Origin of the sequence: Parabacteroides faecis (assembly GCF_014647375.1) — a bacterium.
Classification (GTDB): domain Bacteria; phylum Bacteroidota; class Bacteroidia; order Bacteroidales; family Tannerellaceae; genus Parabacteroides; species Parabacteroides faecis.
In genome coordinates, this window is sequence record NZ_BMPB01000011.1 from 41,244 (window position 1) to 58,229 (window position 16,986).

The window sequence follows — 16,986 nt, forward strand, 5'->3', positions numbered from 1 at the left end:
AAGATTATATATGATTACAAAAATCATTCACGAAGAGAAAATTCAGAAAGCTAAGAAATACGTCGAAAAAGGCGAAAGTTTTGTTATTGTAACCCATGTCACTCCTGATGGTGATGCTATCGGTTCTTCTTTGGGGTTGTACCATTTCCTTACTACTTATGGTAAAGATAATGTAACCGTTGTTGTCCCTAATGAGTTCCCGTCGTTTTATAGATGGATGCCTGGGGCGAAAGATATCGTGATACATGAAAAGTATCCTGATTTCGCAGAACAGTTGATTCATGATGCAGATGTTATTTTTTGTCTGGATTTTAATGAACCTAAACGTATAGAGAAGCTGGCTCCTGCCGTGATTGCTTCGGAAGGACGTAAGGTAATGATCGATCATCACCTGAATCCTGCAGATTTTTGCAGGGTAACGATATCATATCCGGAAATGTCATCGACAAGTGAGATGATTTTCCGTTTTATCTGCCGTATGGGAATGTTCGACCTGATGACGAAGGAGGCCGCTGCATGTATTTATACTGGCATGATGACGGATACCGGTTCTTTTACTTATAATTCCAATAAGCCGGAAATTTATACGATCGTCAGTGAACTGATAAAGAAGGGGATCGATAAGGACTTGATATATCGCAAGGTTTTCCAGGTATATTCTGAATCCCGTTTACGGATGCAAGGGTATGTATTATACGAAAAGATGAAGATTTATCCGGAGCATCATGCTGCTTTGATAACTCTTTCGAAGGAAGAGCTGGATCGTTTCCATTATGTGACAGGAGACACGGAAGGTTTTGTCAATATGCCGTTAAGCATCGAAGGGGTAACATTTAGTGTATTCATCCGTGAAGATAGGGATTACATTAAAGTTTCACTTCGTTCGGTAGGTGATTTTCCTTGTAATCTGTTTGCTTGCCAGTATTTTAATGGAGGCGGTCATAAGAATGCTTCCGGCGGAGAGTTTTTTGGCTCTTTGGAAGATGCCATAGCTACGTTTGAAAAGGGATTGAAGGAATTTAATCCTAATAAAACAGAAGAAATAGAGAAACTTGCCTGAGATATGGCAGATATTATATACATTTGTCGCTCATTTATACATTAAAGAATTACAGATGAAGAGAGGTTTTTATATCCTGATGATTTTGTGTGCTGCCTTGATGGTGGTGTCATGCGATAAAACAAAGTCGTACACCGAGCACTTGAAGGATGAGAGGAAAGCGATTGAGAGGTTGATTGATCGTGAAGGATTTAAAGTACTTAAAAACTATCCGTCAGATGGTGTTTTTAAGGAAAATGAATTTGTGAAGTTGGAAAATGATGTGTATCTGAATGTGATAGATTCCGGTAATGGGAATCGGGCAGTATTGGGACAAACAAAGGTCTTTTGCCGATTCGAAGCGTATGGAATATTGGATTCGGATACCGCCTATTTAATGGCAAATAACCTGACTTACGGGCCTTCATATATCTATGGATATCCAACTGAATTTATTTTTGGCCCCAATTCTTATTCAGGAGATTACGTAGGCTATTTTCCTGATAAATTTGTAGGTGAAGGGTTAGCTACGCCTTTATATCATGTGGGAGAAGGGGCTATCGTTCGATTGATAGTGCCGTTTAAGCGAATGGGGTATGATTTTCAAAGTGAATATTTCCCGGTTTATTTTAAAAAAGTAAAATATACATTCGAAAAATAATCTAACATACTTATGACTCTAATTAAATCTATTTCCGGTATTCGCGGTACAATAGGCGGAGCACTGGAAGACGGATTAAATCCGTTGGCCATTGTGAAGTTTGTAGCAGCTTATGCTACCTTCATCAGAAAAAACACAACAGTTACAACAAACAAAATCGTAGTAGGACGTGATGCACGTATCTCCGGGCCGATGGTGAAACAGGTAGTTCTGGGTACACTTACCGGTATGGGGTTTGATGTGGTCGATATCGATCTGGCTACAACACCGACAACCGAGTTAGCCGTAGCAATGGAAGGTGCTTGCGGTGGTATCATTTTGACTGCCAGCCATAATCCGAAACAATGGAATGCCTTGAAGTTATTGAACGAAAAAGGTGAATTTCTGAATGCAGCCGAAGGTGCTGAAGTGTTGGATATTGCTGCTTCTGAAAGTTTTGAATTTGCAGATGTCGATCATCTGGGAAAAGTGATCGTCGACAATACATATAAACAGAAACATATTGAGAGTGTACTCAATCTTGATTTGGTGGACGTAGAAGCTATAAAGGCTGCTAATTTCCGGATAGCTATCGATGCAGTAAACTCCGTAGGTGGTATCGTATTGCCGGATTTACTTTATGCATTGGGTGTAAAGGAGATTTTTAAGTTGCATTGTGCTCCTCACGGAAACTTCTCTCATAATCCGGAACCTATCCCTGAGAACTTGACGGAGATTTCAGAATTGATGAAACATGCGAAAGCAGATGTCGGTTTTGTTGTGGATCCGGACGTAGACCGTTTGGCTATTATCTGCGAAGACGGTGAAATGTTTGGTGAAGAATATACATTGGTTGCCGTAGCGGATTATATATTGAGTCATACTCCGGGTAATACGGTTAGCAATTTGAGTTCAAGCCGTGCATTGCGTGATGTGACTCGTGCTCATGGTTGCGAATATAATGCAGCTGCCGTAGGTGAAGTAAATGTTGTTACTAAGATGAAAGCAACAAATGCTGTGATTGGCGGTGAAGGTAACGGTGGGGTGATCTATCCGGCCAGCCATTACGGTCGTGATGCTTTGGTGGGTATCGCTTTGTTCCTTACTCATCTGGCAAAGAAGAAAATGAAAACAAGTGAACTGCGTGCCAGCTATCCTCCGTATTTTATCTCTAAACAGAAAGTACAGCTTACTCCGGAGATTGATGTGGATGCCATCCTGGCCAAGGTAAAGGAAAAATTCGCTCAATACGATATCACTGATATCGACGGTGTAAAGATCGACTTCCCGGATAAATGGGTTCACCTTCGTAAGAGTAATACCGAACCGATCATTCGTATCTATTCGGAAGCTCACACAATGGAAGAAGCCGAAGAGATTGGCGGCGAGCTGATCGCGGTTATCAATGAGATGTGTAAGTAAAATTTAATACATATAATAAATAGGAGAGGATATTCGAAAGAGTATCCTCTTTTTGTATATATATGCTTTACGGATTTGGCGTTTGTCTGTTTAAATGTAGCGTTTAATCATGATAATTAAAGTTTATACGTTAAAATGGGATTAACCGATTGTAAATGTCATAATATTTTATGTTCTTTGTTAGAAAGGGAAGGCAAGTATGGAAAAACAACAGTTAACGCCATATGGGGTATTCGTTATCCTGTTTAGTCTATTATTGGGTTGTTCGTTTCAAAAATCATCTGTAAAGGAGGCTGAAACGAGCAGGGTCGATTCTTTGCTTTCTTTTTATAGGGACTCTTTGGCTGTAAGGCCGTTAGCTGTTATTTCTAAATTAAGGACTGATCAGGAAAATGTATCGGATAGCATAAACTATTATAATCTGAATCAAACGATCTCCCGTTGTTATTATTTCAGCAATCAGGTTGATTCTGCATTCTTATTGAATGATCGGGTCTTACATTTTGTTGAAAAACAACCGGAAAAAGATGGTCGTCTGCTGAAATTATCGGCAGATGCCTATAATAGCCGGGGTGTTTTCTTTCAGGATATGAATCAATGGGACTCTGCCATTGTGTGTTTGCATAATGCTTCAGAAGCATTATCGCAGGTAAACGATTTTGAACGTTTACCTGCGATAAATGTCTATATTAATCTGGCTGATTGTTATCAGCATCAGGGTGATTATGGCTGGGCCGGTTATCATTACCGTAAAGCATTGTTTCTTTCTGATTCTTTAGGTGTTGGTGATAAGATGAATTATCCTATTTATTCCGGATTGGCAAAATTGTATCAGGAACTGGAGAACTATTCGTTATCTGATTCTTATTTTCGGAAGGCAGAACAATATTGGGATAAAGGAAGCGATTATGAAAAGTACTATTTTGCTAATTCCAGAGGTAACTATTATTATGTAACCAAAGAATATGATAATGCATTAGTTTGGTTCCAGCGGGCAAATGTGATTGTAGCAAACTTTCCTCAACCTATTTATCGGGGTATAGTAGAAGGGAATATCGGTGAAATATATTTGTTGAAGGAGCAGCCGGATTCCGCCCGCTATTATCTGGAACGTTCTGTTGCCTTTTTCGGGGAATCCGCATTGCAGCAACCCGGCATAAAGTTTTATATGGATGGATTGTTTGCATCTTTAGCTTTGCAGGAAAATGATTTGCAGGAAGCTGCGCGGCGATTGAATCAACCTTATGATACGCTTCATACGGATCTCCAGTACCAATATTATCATAACAAGCGGTTGGAAGAGTTATACCGTAAAAAGAAAGATTTTGTCCAAGCGTATTATTATAGGAATCAGGCGAACCTTTGTGGCGATTCTTTGCGGAATATGAAGATTGAGAATAGTATTCGTGAGACCGAATTTCGTTATCGGCAGGATACGACTCTTTTGAAGAAAGATATCATGATTACGCAAACTGAAGCTAAGGCACAGCAATGGATGTGGCTTGCATGGATTGCCGGACTAGGATTAATTATTGTTGTTTTATTAATGGTATGTGCGCTGCTTTATATCCGTCGGAAGAAAGAGCTTCGTTATAAACAGCAAATAGCTACTATCACCCAATTGCGTATGGCGGTTGTCAGAAATCGTATTGCTCCTCATTACATATTTAATGTACTGAACTCGGTTATGCCTATCTTCCGCCGTTATGAAGAACTTTCCGAACCGGTAAATTTGCTGATCGATGTATTGAGAGGCGACTTGCTTTCTTCTGAACAACTGGCGGTTCCATTAGAAAAAGAAGTAAGTTTTGTAAAGAACTATCTGAAGCTGAAAATGCTAGGGGATCCGGAACGTATCCGGGTGGAGTGGAGCATCTCCTCCGGCGTATCTATGGATACGTTAGTCCCTTCAATGTCTATCCAGATACCGGTTGAGAATGCAGTGAAATATGCTTTTAATACAGAATCTTTGAATCCGTGCATCATGATATCTATCTCTGTTGAAAATGAGGAACTTCATGTATCGATAGAAGACAACGGCATTGGTTACCATCCCGGTGCACATGCCAGGGATGAGAGAAGTACCGGCCAAGGGTTAAAAATCTTGTATCGTACGATTGATTTATTGAATACTCGTAATATCCGTAAAATGCAATTTTCAATTCGAAATCTGCATTCAGTTTCTGAAAAAGGGCACGGAACCTGTGTCTTGTTAATTGTTCCACTAAATTACAACTTTATTTTATGAATACGAATGAAATTATTACTATCATTGTTGACGATGAACAGTCTTGTCTTAAATCTTTGGAAAGTGATTTATCACGTTTCCCGGAGATACGTGTTGTAGCAACATGTACATCTCCTGATAATGCAGCCCGCGAAATAGTTCGTTTACAACCGGACCTGCTTTTTATTGATGTCGAAATGCCTGGAATGTCCGGCCTTGAACTATTAAGCCGGATACAATCTGATATCCATTCGGATATGCGTATTGTTTTTTATACAGCTTATGATAAATATCTTTTGGATGCCATTCGCGCTTCTGCTTTTGATTATTTGTTGAAACCGTATAAATTGAATGAACTGGATGCTTTGATAGCCCGGTATCGTTTTCATATTGCCCAAAGCGATAAAGTGAATATTGAGCAGTCTTTGCGTAGAATGTTATTATGTAATACCAAGTTAGCTGTCCAGACAATTTCTGGATTAGTTCTGGTAAAATGTGAAGATATTCTTCTTTTCCTATACCTGAAAGAACAACGATGTTGGCAAATGATGCTTGTTCCCGACCGTAAACTTTATAAACTCCGCATGAGTACTACTGCAAAAGATCTGTTAGGTATTAATTCTTCATTCGTACAGATCAATCAGGATTGTATCGTAAATCTTAATTATTTGTGTACGATAGAGAATGTAACACTGAAGTGCGGATTATATCCACCGTTTACCGATATTGATTTGACTGTGTCGCAGAGGTATTACAGAAGACTAAGAGAGGTGCTGGATATACTGTGAATTTATTAAAATGAGTGTATTTATGAATGAAATGGTATCGCTTATCACAGTGATCTGTTAGATAATCGTTGTTAGCATATTTCCGAAATTTGAGTGTCTCTTTATTAAATACATTTGTCTGTAAACTATGCATAAAATGCATCTGATTGTATGGGGCAGATAATTTACTAAAATTACATGGAATATGAAAAAAAGGTACACTCGTAAACTAGCTGTTATGATGTGGTTAAGTTTAATCGGTCTTTTACCGATGATGGCCCAAATAACAAAACCCATAGAGATTAAATCTATGGAACAATTACAGAAAGTATTATCATCACCTCGATTAAGAAGTGATGCAGTAACAGATTTACCTATTACTGCAAATGGAATACTCGTTGATAAAAATGTACTAGTGAATGCTGGTTCATTTAGAATGCATGGCGGCCCCTTAATTCGGGCCGAAGGTTATACTGGTATTCTTCTAACAGTAAAAGCCGGTGGAAATATTGCGATTGAAAACACGATTGATGGAGCAAATATTGATGCTCAAAATATGCCATTGATCCAAATCGAGAAAGAGGGGATATTGTCTCTAGAGAAAGATGGAGTTTTCAAAAATAATAAAGGAATAGAGCATGCATTATGTCTCCTAAATTATGGACTTTTTAATTTAAATGGAGGAACAATAACTGGAAATTCGGGTAGTGGAAATCATGTAATAGCTAATTTTGGCATAGCGAATTTGAACAGTGGACAAATAGTAAAGAATGAAGCTTCCGGTTCTGTTTATGTAGGCAGTCCTGGTTCTGTTTCTCTGAATTCATCAAATGTTACTCTTAATGGAACAGATGCAACTCTATTTGTAGATCAGAGTTCTCCTCTGAAATTAACATCTTCTCTAAAATATGAAATTACAATTGAAACCATAATGGACGAAGGCGACATTGTAGCTGTCGGATCAGGTAATTATCGCTTGACAGAAAATGATCTTACAAAGATGATTCATAAAAGTACTCAACACCCGGACTTGGTTTTTAAATTGGAAAACAATCAGGTTATATTATCTAAACCATCTTCGGGAACGGGGGAAATAACTACACAGGAAGAACTACAGGATGCGATTAATAAAGCGTCAGGCACAGCAAATAATCCCACAGTAATAGAAATTAAAGGTGATATAACATTGACCAAAACTATTGAAATAACTAATAAATATGTTATTCTGACAGGTGGTACTATTTCAAATGGCATTACAACAGATCCGGCTACTTTGTTTAAAATCTATTCCGGTCAATTAATTTTTCAGAAAATTATTGTTGATGGAGGGAATACAGGTCCTGCTATGCCATATCATATGTCTTGTCTCGTTAATGTGCAAGGTGGAACAGTAATTATGAATGAAGGGGCTATATTTACTGGAGCAGGTCTAACTGGTGATGTTTCTGCTGTTTGGATATTTAAAGGAGAATTTATTATGAACGGCGGACAAATTACTAAGAACTACTTCTATGGTGGTTTATCTATGGCCAGTGTTGTTAGTATTTATGACGGAAGTTTCATAATGAATGGTGGTGAGATATTCAATAATGTAGGAAGTGATTATTATATTGTAGGATTGTTCGGTTATTCCAGCAAAGTGAATTTTGTGTTTAATGGGGGAATGATTTATCAAAACACAGGAGGAAATCTTCGTTTTGCTACAGGTGACTTTGTTATAGATAAAAACACTCCGGATCAGTTTATTAGTGATGCTATTCAAATTCAGAATGAGAGTGTAATTTACATAAAACGAAGATTACTTTTTACTCTTACCATACAATTTAATGCAAATTGGACTATCCCAGATAATTTTGTATTAGCCAGAGGATATTCCGGCTATCAGATCACTGAAGATGATTTAAAGAAAATCAAGTTACCGGACGGTTATATTTTGGTTTTATCGGATAATACTATAATAATTAAGAAATCCGGTAGTAGTGGTGAAATTACGGATGTAGACGGACTTCAGGCTGCTATTGATGCAGCTTCGGTTGGATCTATTGATAATCCTACATTAATAACAATCAATAAGTCGTTTGCTATTACAAAAACAATTTTAATTAAAAAGAAACATATTAAGCTGACTGGAGAAACTTTGACTGCGGGAGCTACTACCGGGAATTACTGTCGTATGTTTGATGTGACAGATGGGGGATCTTTGATATTAGAAAAAATCACCTTAGATGGTAAGTTTGGAAGTTTTTGTTCGTTTGCTCGAGTTGATGTTTCTTCTTCATTTATTATGCATCATCAGGCTATTCTGCAAAGTGCACAAAGCGGTACGGATTGGCTTACATTAGAAATAGCAGGCAGTTTTGTTATGGATGGAGGTACTATTCGTAACAATACAGGTAATAAGTGTCCTGTAATTTATTTGGCCCCAACAAGTAAGTGGACTTATACCGGTGGAAATATTATAGATAATAAATCGACAATAGATAACGCTGTGTACTCAATTGTTTCATCTTTGGGGCAGGCTACACTGAAAACATGTGAGATTATTGGTAATTCAGGTATTGCTATTCTATGTGGTGGAACAATAAATATTGATGATGTGAGTTTCTCTCAAAATACTTGTGCTTTAGGGTTATCCAGTAAAGGGACTGTCTATATAAAGAATAATAGGACATTAAGTGATCAGGTTTATTATTTATCGGAATCTGGTACTAACTATTTGGCTATTCAATCATCTCTTGTTGCAGATGTAAATATCAATGTGGTCTCAACGTTTGTGAAGGAAGGATTTGTTTTGGCTAAAGGCTCCGGTTATACTCTTACTGAGTCTGATTTGAAGAGATTTGTTTTAACTTCAGCTTTAGCAAAGAACTGGATTGTGAAATTAGTTGATAATACGGTTGTTTTAGTAAAGAAAGAGTCATCTTCTGATATTGATACCCAAGAAAAACTTCAGGCTGCTATCGATGCATCCAAAGGAACTGTAGATGCTCCGACAACAATTACTATAGCCAAAGAAATATTGATTTATCGCTCTATTTTAATCAGGAATAAATATGTGAAGCTGACAGGGGGAACCTTAAAGAATACTGCTAGTGCTGATTTACGTATGTTCGATGTTGGTTCAGGTTATCTTGGATTAACCAAAATCACATTAGACGGTAATAAGAAAAATACAACAGGTTATTGCACCTTGATCGAAATGAATGGCGGAAGTTGTGAGTTATTGGAAGGAGCAACTTTAACAAATGCACTGGCTAGGGGAGGTAGTGATGCTGTTGTTTCCATAGCTCATGGTTCTTTAACATTTAAAGCAGGTTCTATCTCCGGTAATACAAGTGATGGTGGGGATATCATTTGGGTGAGCGGAGCAGGAAATTTCTCTATGATAGGAGGTTCAGTTACTGGAAATAATAATAGTGGACGATATATTATGGCCGCTATAGAAATGACTTACGGTTCGATGAACTTATCTGGCGGCTCCATTGGTAATAATAGCGGTAACCGGTATGGTTTGTATGTAACTAAACCTTTTACATTAGGGGGAGATGCTAAGATAGAGGAAGTTATTATATTAAACGGCGAAGGTAAGATTTTGGTTTCATCTGTTCTGAAGAATAAAATTACGATTGGTTATATGAAAACTAACATGCCTTCAGGAACGATCGTAGCAAGCGGAACCGGTAATTATAAATTGACTGAAGCCGATGTAAAACAGTTTACATATCGATATGCTAACACCTATAGTTTCTCTTTAAGTGGGAATAATATAGTATTGACTAATCTGGATGCTGTAAATAAGCTGTTTAATGTTAAAGTTGAAAAGTATAAAGATGGAATATTGTCTGTTGATAAAACGACGGCCAAAGAAAATGAGTTAGTGACGGTGACGGTGAAACCTATCTCTGGTAAGAAGCTTTATACAGAAATGTTACGTTATAATGAAATAAATAAACTGACCTCAACAAATGAAGAGAACGTTTATACCTTTAAAATGCCACCAGCTAATGTACTGATTACTGCTTCATTTATTCCAAAATCGGTAAACGTGACTCCTATTGATACCATAGGTTCAGGCTTTATTCCAGGTAAAGATCCGGTTCCTGATGGAGGTATCAGCGATTTGGACTCTCTCATTGATCGTTTAGGCGGAGGAAATCCCCCAATGGATATGAAACCGAAAGCTAACCCGGTTCCGGAAAATAATTTACCGGATCCATTAAGCGGTGCTGTTGATAAGGCCAAAGGAAACGGAGATGATGTTATCGGTTCATTAGAAGAGTTAATTACTATCGTAACTAAAAATGCAAGTGGAGCTGCCTTGACAACGAAAGTTCTTTATTCATTACCAACTAAGGTTACTTTACGGGTTTATTTGCCTAATCGGTTGATTGTGAGTGAACAGTTGAGAGCTTTGGGCACATCTAATTATTACATTCTGAATGAATGTGAAGGTAATGTGACCCGAATTATACCAACATATGATCAAAATGAGAATACATTGACATTTAGTACTGATAAATTGGGCACGTTTGTCGTACTTAATGAAAATAATCCGACTGCAAACGAAAGTATAACTAATGATGATGTACAAATTTCTATTGTAGATGGGGGAATTGTAGTAAAAGGTCTGCAGTATGGCACACATTACACTATCTATGATTTTTCCGGAAGGGTATTGAAACATGCTGTTTATAACGGTGAAACTGTGCTTTATCATCCGGAGGTTAGTGGCAGTTACATTATTGATTATTTCAGTGGTAGCCAGAAAGTGTTTTTTAGTAAATAAGCATAAGTAAATACGTATTTGTATACGATTTGGCTAGTGAATCGTTCACCTTGAGATTACCTATTTAAACAGAAAAAACAGTATGTTTAATAAGTAGAGGTGAATGGTTCCTGGTCTTTATTAAATGTCTGTATAGAAACAATGTATCAAATAAATCTGATTGTGTAGAGCAGATAAATTAAATTATTGAGTTATGAAAAAATGGTTTTTATTAATTTTATGTTTTATATCCGTAAGATGGGGATATGCAGAAAATGTGTCAGTCAATCAGGCGATGCGAGTGGCAGAGAATTTCTCGCAGCAGATATCCGGTAATCAGTTACGAAGTGTCCAAACCTTACAGTTGGTTTATACGGAGCGTCCAAACTTGCGCTCGGGAGGAGTAGAAGCTTATTATTATGTATTCAATAATGGAAGTAATGATGGGTATATAATAGTATCTGGTGATGATCGTGTTTATCCAATACTCGGTTATTCTGCTTCCGGTAATTTTTCTTATGAGACTATCCCGGATAACATGAAAGGGTGGCTTCAGGGATATGCAGATCAAATTCGCTATGCTTGTACAAATGATATAGAGCAGGATATTGAAATAAAGGAACAATGGCACAACTTGATTCAGGGTACAAAACTTCCGATTTTACGCAGTCAGACATTGTTGAATACGGCCAAATGGAATCAGGATATGCCGTTCAATAGTAAATGTCCTCTAATTCAAGGAAAAAATGCATTAACCGGATGTGTTGCGACCTCTATGGGGATAGTAATGAAGTATCATAAACATCCATCTCAGGGAGTGGGAAGTGCTTCTACCACTCAAGGTTCTTATAAAGCTGATTTTGGAATTACCTATTTATGGGATAAGATGTTGGACGACTATAGCACAGACTATACGAATGATAATGTGGATGCCATGGCAACTCTTCTTTATCATTGCGGCGTTAGTTGTGATATGAAGTATGGTGTAAGTGCTAGTTCTGCTCAGACTGCGCGTATCATCGATGCATTAACCCAATATTTTAGATATGATAAAACAATTTCATGTATAGAAAAAGATGATTATGATGCTTCTGAATGGCAAAAAATGTTGACAGATGAGTTGGTTACTAATCGACGGCCGGTCATTTACCATGGCTCGGGTACAGATGGGCATACATTTATAATAGATGGTTTTGATGGGAGTATGTATCATATAAATTGGGGATGGGGAGGTTATTCTGACAACTGGTTCTCCTTGACGGCACTAAAACCGGATAATCATGATTATACGTATGACCAAGGTATGATTATTAACATTAAGCCAGATGAAGGCGGACAAAGTTTGAACGAGCTTCGAATTTCAAATGCAAATGGATATACAGGTGGTTTGAAAGTAAATACTACGCCGGCACAGGGAGGTCTGTTTACACTTACAATCTCAGGGATAAGATGTTTCTCTCCAAGTTTTACAGCATCTTTATCCGTCGGACATTATGATAAAAATGAGAATCTGAAAGAAGTGGTTGCAACTCCACGGAATTTTTCTTTTAATCCTTATAAATATTATTATAATGTATCATTTTCGTGTAAAATAACAGAGCCTATAGAAGAAGGAGACCGGTTATTTCTGATTTCTCAGGTGGGTAATGGGGATTATAAAATTGTGGAAGGTGGTCCGAATGTTGCAGATGTGATTAATCTGACAGCCGGGGCTCATGTTAATACGTATCAAATAACCTGGAACGAACTGCCTGGTGTAACTGTCGCTCCAGAGAAGGGCTATAATGCTGATTCTGTTACTGAAGGAGGTGATTTTAAGTTTAAAATTAAGAATACAAACACCAATATTATTGTTGTTAAAAATGGTGAAACAGAGCTCAGCCCTGATGCTAATGGCATATATACCCTGTCAAATATTCGGAAAGATATTTATTTGACCTTTTTTCTTGAGGAACCGCCAATTTCAATCTATACAGTTACTTTACCTTCAGTTGTTGGATTCGATATTAAACCGGCTTCCGGTTATGATCCGCTTTCGATACCTAAGGGAGAAGATTTTGAATTTACAGTTATTCCCCAAACCGGTTATGAGGAATATAGTATAGTGGTACGAGTAAATGGTTCAGTAATATATCCAAATAGTAATGGGTATTATATTATCCATGATATCCATGCTAATCAAACGGTAGAAGTAGTTGGAACGGCACCGGACCCGGCAGTAGTCTATCATATTGTGACATTACCGAAAGTAGAAGGAGTAACTACTGATCCGGAACCGGGGGATTATAAGGTGGAAAATAAGAAAGATTTCACTTTTTCTCTTGTTCTCGATAAAGAATACAACCAGTCTGTTCCTGTTGTCACAATAGACCGGGGAGATATTATTACTCCGAACGGGAATGGCTTATATCTTATTGAAAATATCTGTGAGCCGATAGTAATCAAGATTGACGGAATTAAAGAAAACACGGATGTTGCCAGTGAAAAAATTGAAGCCAGTAAAATTAAGGTTACGGCCTCTGATGGTACTGTTTGTATTTTTACACCACAGCCAATGAAAGTCTATGTAGCTACATTTAATGGTAGTATATATAAAAATCTGGGTGTTGTAAGCGGAGATACACGTGTACAGTTACCAAACGGGCGATATGTAGTGATTGTTGGCGAAAATTCATTTAAGGTTATTTTGTAAATATCTTGAATATACCGTTCACCGTCTACTCCCATTTAATATGGCATACTGGTTTGTTTTTGTTAAAGTGAGTGGTTTTCGGGTGAACGGTTTTATTCCATTTTTTTATATGTTATAAGAATAACCGCCGGAACTCCTGTTCAAAATTCGGAGTAAAGACGTTTTTCCCCAGGTTGGTTTTTATATCTTCCATCAACCAGAAACGTCCGCCGTCCAGTTCTTCAGTATCTGGTTGGATTTCTCCGTTATAGACGGTACGGAATGTATTGACCAGTTCTTTTTCGATAGTCGATTCGAATATATAACGAGTCATGAATTGTGGGGTAAATTCGGTGATACCCAGTTCCTCACGAACTTCCCGGCGAAGAGCTTCTTCCACCGTTTCACCATAATCGATATGTCCGCCTACAGCCGTATCCCATTTACCAGGTTGGATATCTTTGTTCATCGAACGCTTTTGCAGGTACAATTCTCCTACCTCATTAAAAATATGCAGATGGATGACCGGATGTAATTGTTTACTACCGCTATGACATTCCCGGCGTGTAGCCTTACCTATTGTTTCTCCCTCTTCATTCACCAGAGGGAACCATTCTTCTTCCATTTTATATAGATATTTAAAGCTGACTGATCACAGAAATCAATTCTTTATCCGATAACCCTTCTCCATAAGTCGCATAATCCAGGCGGAACGTACAACCATTCTTATATTCGGAACAGCCGTATGCCGTTTTTCCCCGTAGGATATTTCCTTTCTTACAGATCGGACAAACAGGTTTTTCTATTTCTTTCGGTTTCTCTTCCTTTTTAGCACGCGGCTTTCGGGGTTTCTTTTCTTTTTTCTCCTCTTTAGTCCCTTTTTCTGCTTTCGGTGCTTCTTTGACTGCCTCCTCTATGGTGATGGTGCGGGTCGACTGGTCGGAAAGAACGTTGATGACTACCTGGTTGACCATTTGTTTCAGTTCTTCCAGGAATGTCCGGGCTTCGTATGTACCCCGCTCTATCTGACGCAGTTTCTTTTCCCATAAACCGGTGAGTTCTGCACTTTTGAGCAACTCTTCATGTATCGTTCCTATCAGTTCCTTTCCCGTTGCAGTAGGGAACAGGTTCTTGCGTTCCTTCCGGATATAATTCCGTTTGAACAGTGTTTCGATAATGGCAGCACGAGTAGAAGGACGCCCGATGCCGTTTTCTTTCAAGGCATCGCGCAAATCCTCATTCTCTACCAGCTTACCGGCAGTTTCCATGGCACGGAGCAATGTCGCTTCCGTATATGGTTTGGGGGGAGTCGTCCAGGTTTCTTTCAGTAACGGCTTGTGAGGTCCGGACTCTCCTTTGGTAAAGTCAGGCAAAACACCTTCTTCTTCGGTTGGTTCTGCATCGGGATCTTTTTGCTCGGCACCGAATACGACACGCCATCCCGGTTTTAATATCTGTTTTCCGGTTACTTTAAAATCGACTTTACCGACTTTTCCAAGTACAGTGGTGGTCGATATTTCGCAATCCGGATAAAAGGCTGCGATAAAGCGGCGGGCAACCAGGTCGTATACCTTTCGTTCATTCTCTGTCAGGTTACGGGCCGGAACGCCGGTCGGGATGATTGCATGGTGATCGGTTACCTTCGAGTTGTCGAATACTTTTTTACTTTTAGGGATCTTGGCGTTCAACAGAGAAGCGGTCAGCTCGGTATAATCTACCAATCCTTTCAGCGTATTCGGGACCTTTGGATAAATATCCTCACTCAGGAAAGTGGTATCTACACGCGGGTAGGTCGTCACTTTCTTTTCATATAAAGATTGTATCAGTTTCAATGTCTCATCCGCTGTGAAGGCAAATTTCTTATTACATTCCACCTGTAACGAGGTCAGGTCGAAAAGACGGGGAGCATATTCTTTTCCTTTCTTTTCGGATATATCAGTAACGGTAAAATCTTCCTGTTGGACGATTTCGAGGAACGCTTCCCCTTCCTCTTTCTTGGTGAATTTACCTTTGGTGGCAGAAAATGTCGTATTCCGGTAGACCGTTTTCAATTCCCAGTAAGGCTCGGGCTTGAAGTTATCTATTTCTGCCTGGCGGTTTACGATCAGTGCCAGTGTTGGTGTCTGAACGCGGCCGATGGAAAGTACCTGGCGGTTTTGTCCGTAGCGGATCGTGTATAAACGGGTTGCGTTCATACCCAACAGCCAGTCGCCGATGGCCCGTGACAGTCCGGCTTCGTATAATGTCTTGAATTCTGTCTGTTCTTTCAGATGCTGGAAGCCTTCACGGATCGCCTCTTCTGTCAAAGAAGATATCCATAACCGGTACACCGGGCAGGTGCAACCGGCTTTCTGCATGACCCAACGTTGTATCAATTCCCCTTCCTGGCCGGCATCACCGCAGTTAATCACCATTTCGGCGTTCTGCATCAGTCCTTCGATTATTTTGAACTGCTGCTCGTAAGTCGGGTTGCTGATCAGTTTGATTCCGAAGCGGGGCGGGATCATGGGAAGAGCGCTCAGGCTCCACCGTTTCCACTCGTCGGCATAGTCATGCGGTTCCTTCAGTGTACACAGATGTCCGAATGTCCAGGTAACCTGATATCCGTTTCCTTCAATATACCCGTTCATCTTTTTTGTAGCCCCCAGTACTTCGGCAATCTCACGTGCCACACTCGGTTTTTCAGCAATACATACTTTCATCTGCAATTTAATCCTTTCGTAAAAATCACACAAATGTACGGTTTCCTGCTGACTTAATAAAATAGTGAATGGAGTTTGTGAGGTATATAGAATATCTCTATATTTGACAAGTCTTAGGATTGAGAGGGAATAGATATATGCCTTTAGCAATTATTTATGTATAATAATTCAGAACAGGAGAAAAAACTAATTGCAAGTCTGATTCATGATGACGAATCGGCTTTCTGTGAATTATACGCTTTGTATAAGAACAGACTGATGTACTTTGCAATGAAGTTTCTTAAATCCAGGGAATTTGCGGAAGATGTTTTTCAGGATGCATTTACTTCGGTATGGCAAAACCGTCGTTTTCTGAATCCGGATTCACCTTTTGCCCCCTATATTTATACAATTGTAAAGAACCGAATCCTTAATTTACTGGCTGGAATAGAAAAAGAACAACAACTTAAAGATATCATATTAAAAGGCTCTGTGGATATAACTAACGACACGGAGGATAAAATAGTAGACGCCGATCTGAACCAGTTACTGGAAAAAGCCTTGCAGGACCTGACCTCACAACAACGCCGTATTTTCGATTTGAGCCGGAAGGAAATGAAATCTCATAAGGAGATTGCAGAAGAATTGAATATATCTGTGTATACCGTTCAGCAACATATTTCCGCATCATTGAAAGTAATACGTTCTTATTTAGTTAAATACGCCGGGACATATGCCGATTTGCTCTTACTCCTTTTTTGTTTAAATTCATAA

The 16,986-nt window shown here is 38.8% G+C and carries 10 protein-coding genes; 8 read left to right on the top strand and 2 right to left on the bottom strand.

Annotated features, from left to right (window positions below):
- The first annotated feature begins 10 nt into the window (after positions 1–10).
- The 7 genes from IEY67_RS16410 to IEY67_RS16440 all read left to right on the top strand — a co-directional run bounded on the left by IEY67_RS16410 (position 11) and on the right by IEY67_RS16440 (position 13,552).
- Positions 11–1,060, top strand: coding sequence for a DHH family phosphoesterase (locus IEY67_RS16410; RefSeq protein ID WP_183671867.1), 1,050 nt, complete (start codon positions 11–13; stop codon positions 1,058–1,060).
- 55 nt (positions 1,061–1,115) lie between these two features.
- Positions 1,116–1,700, top strand: a complete 585-nt coding sequence (gene bamK / locus IEY67_RS16415) for a BamK family beta-barrel-assembly machinery protein (RefSeq protein ID WP_122376040.1) — start codon at positions 1,116–1,118, stop codon at positions 1,698–1,700.
- Between the two features lie 12 nt (positions 1,701–1,712).
- Entirely contained in the window at positions 1,713–3,101 is a 1,389-nt protein-coding gene (glmM, locus tag IEY67_RS16420; RefSeq protein ID WP_183671866.1) for a phosphoglucosamine mutase, read from the top strand.
- 199 nt (positions 3,102–3,300) lie between these two features.
- Positions 3,301–5,349 carry a tetratricopeptide repeat-containing sensor histidine kinase gene (locus tag IEY67_RS16425; RefSeq protein ID WP_183671865.1) on the top strand — a complete coding sequence of 683 codons (2,049 nt, stop codon included), beginning with the start codon at positions 3,301–3,303 and terminating at the stop codon, positions 5,347–5,349.
- Positions 5,346–6,116 carry a LytR/AlgR family response regulator transcription factor gene (locus tag IEY67_RS16430; protein ID WP_122376004.1) on the top strand — a complete coding sequence of 257 codons (771 nt, stop codon included), beginning with the start codon at positions 5,346–5,348 and terminating at the stop codon, positions 6,114–6,116. Before IEY67_RS16425 ends, IEY67_RS16430 begins: the two co-directional genes overlap by 4 nt.
- A gap of 184 nt (positions 6,117–6,300) precedes the next feature.
- Complete coding sequence (locus tag IEY67_RS16435) at positions 6,301–10,881, top strand: hypothetical protein (protein ID WP_183671864.1); 4,581 nt, start codon at positions 6,301–6,303, stop codon at positions 10,879–10,881.
- 193 nt (positions 10,882–11,074) lie between these two features.
- Positions 11,075–13,552, top strand: coding sequence for a C10 family peptidase (locus tag IEY67_RS16440; RefSeq protein ID WP_183671863.1), 2,478 nt, complete (start codon positions 11,075–11,077; stop codon positions 13,550–13,552).
- A 112-nt stretch (positions 13,553–13,664) separates the two neighbouring features.
- On the opposite strand, the gene IEY67_RS16445 is transcribed toward IEY67_RS16440, so the two are convergent.
- A complete protein-coding gene (locus IEY67_RS16445; protein ID WP_183671862.1) occupies positions 13,665–14,156 on the bottom strand; it encodes an NUDIX hydrolase in 492 nt (163 codons plus the stop codon).
- 13 nt (positions 14,157–14,169) lie between these two features.
- The gene (locus IEY67_RS16450; RefSeq protein ID WP_122376000.1) at positions 14,170–16,233 is read right to left on the bottom strand and encodes a DNA topoisomerase 3; all 2,064 of its coding nucleotides are present in this window, start codon (positions 16,231–16,233) and stop codon (positions 14,170–14,172) included.
- A gap of 156 nt (positions 16,234–16,389) precedes the next feature.
- On the opposite strand from IEY67_RS16450, the gene IEY67_RS16455 reads away from it, so the two are divergent.
- Positions 16,390–16,986, top strand: a complete 597-nt coding sequence (locus tag IEY67_RS16455) for an RNA polymerase sigma-70 factor (RefSeq protein WP_122375999.1) — start codon at positions 16,390–16,392, stop codon at positions 16,984–16,986.

Excerpts from the sequence above, each read along its gene's own strand:
- IEY67_RS16455 (WP_122375999.1), top strand. The coding sequence starts at position 16,390 with ATGTATAATAATTCAGAACAGGAGAAAAAACTAATTGCAAGTCTGATT.
- IEY67_RS16435 (WP_183671864.1), top strand. The coding sequence starts at position 6,301 with ATGAAAAAAAGGTACACTCGTAAACTAGCTGTTATGATGTGGTTAAGT.
- IEY67_RS16425 (WP_183671865.1), top strand. The coding sequence starts at position 3,301 with ATGGAAAAACAACAGTTAACGCCATATGGGGTATTCGTTATCCTGTTT.
- IEY67_RS16450 (WP_122376000.1), bottom strand. The coding sequence starts at position 16,233 with ATGAAAGTATGTATTGCTGAAAAACCGAGTGTGGCACGTGAGATTGCC.
- IEY67_RS16410 (WP_183671867.1), top strand. The coding sequence starts at position 11 with ATGATTACAAAAATCATTCACGAAGAGAAAATTCAGAAAGCTAAGAAA.
- IEY67_RS16430 (WP_122376004.1), top strand. The coding sequence starts at position 5,346 with ATGAATACGAATGAAATTATTACTATCATTGTTGACGATGAACAGTCT.
- IEY67_RS16440 (WP_183671863.1), top strand. The coding sequence starts at position 11,075 with ATGAAAAAATGGTTTTTATTAATTTTATGTTTTATATCCGTAAGATGG.
- bamK (WP_122376040.1), top strand. The coding sequence starts at position 1,116 with ATGAAGAGAGGTTTTTATATCCTGATGATTTTGTGTGCTGCCTTGATG.
- glmM (WP_183671866.1), top strand. The coding sequence starts at position 1,713 with ATGACTCTAATTAAATCTATTTCCGGTATTCGCGGTACAATAGGCGGA.
- IEY67_RS16445 (WP_183671862.1), bottom strand. The coding sequence starts at position 14,156 with ATGGAAGAAGAATGGTTCCCTCTGGTGAATGAAGAGGGAGAAACAATA.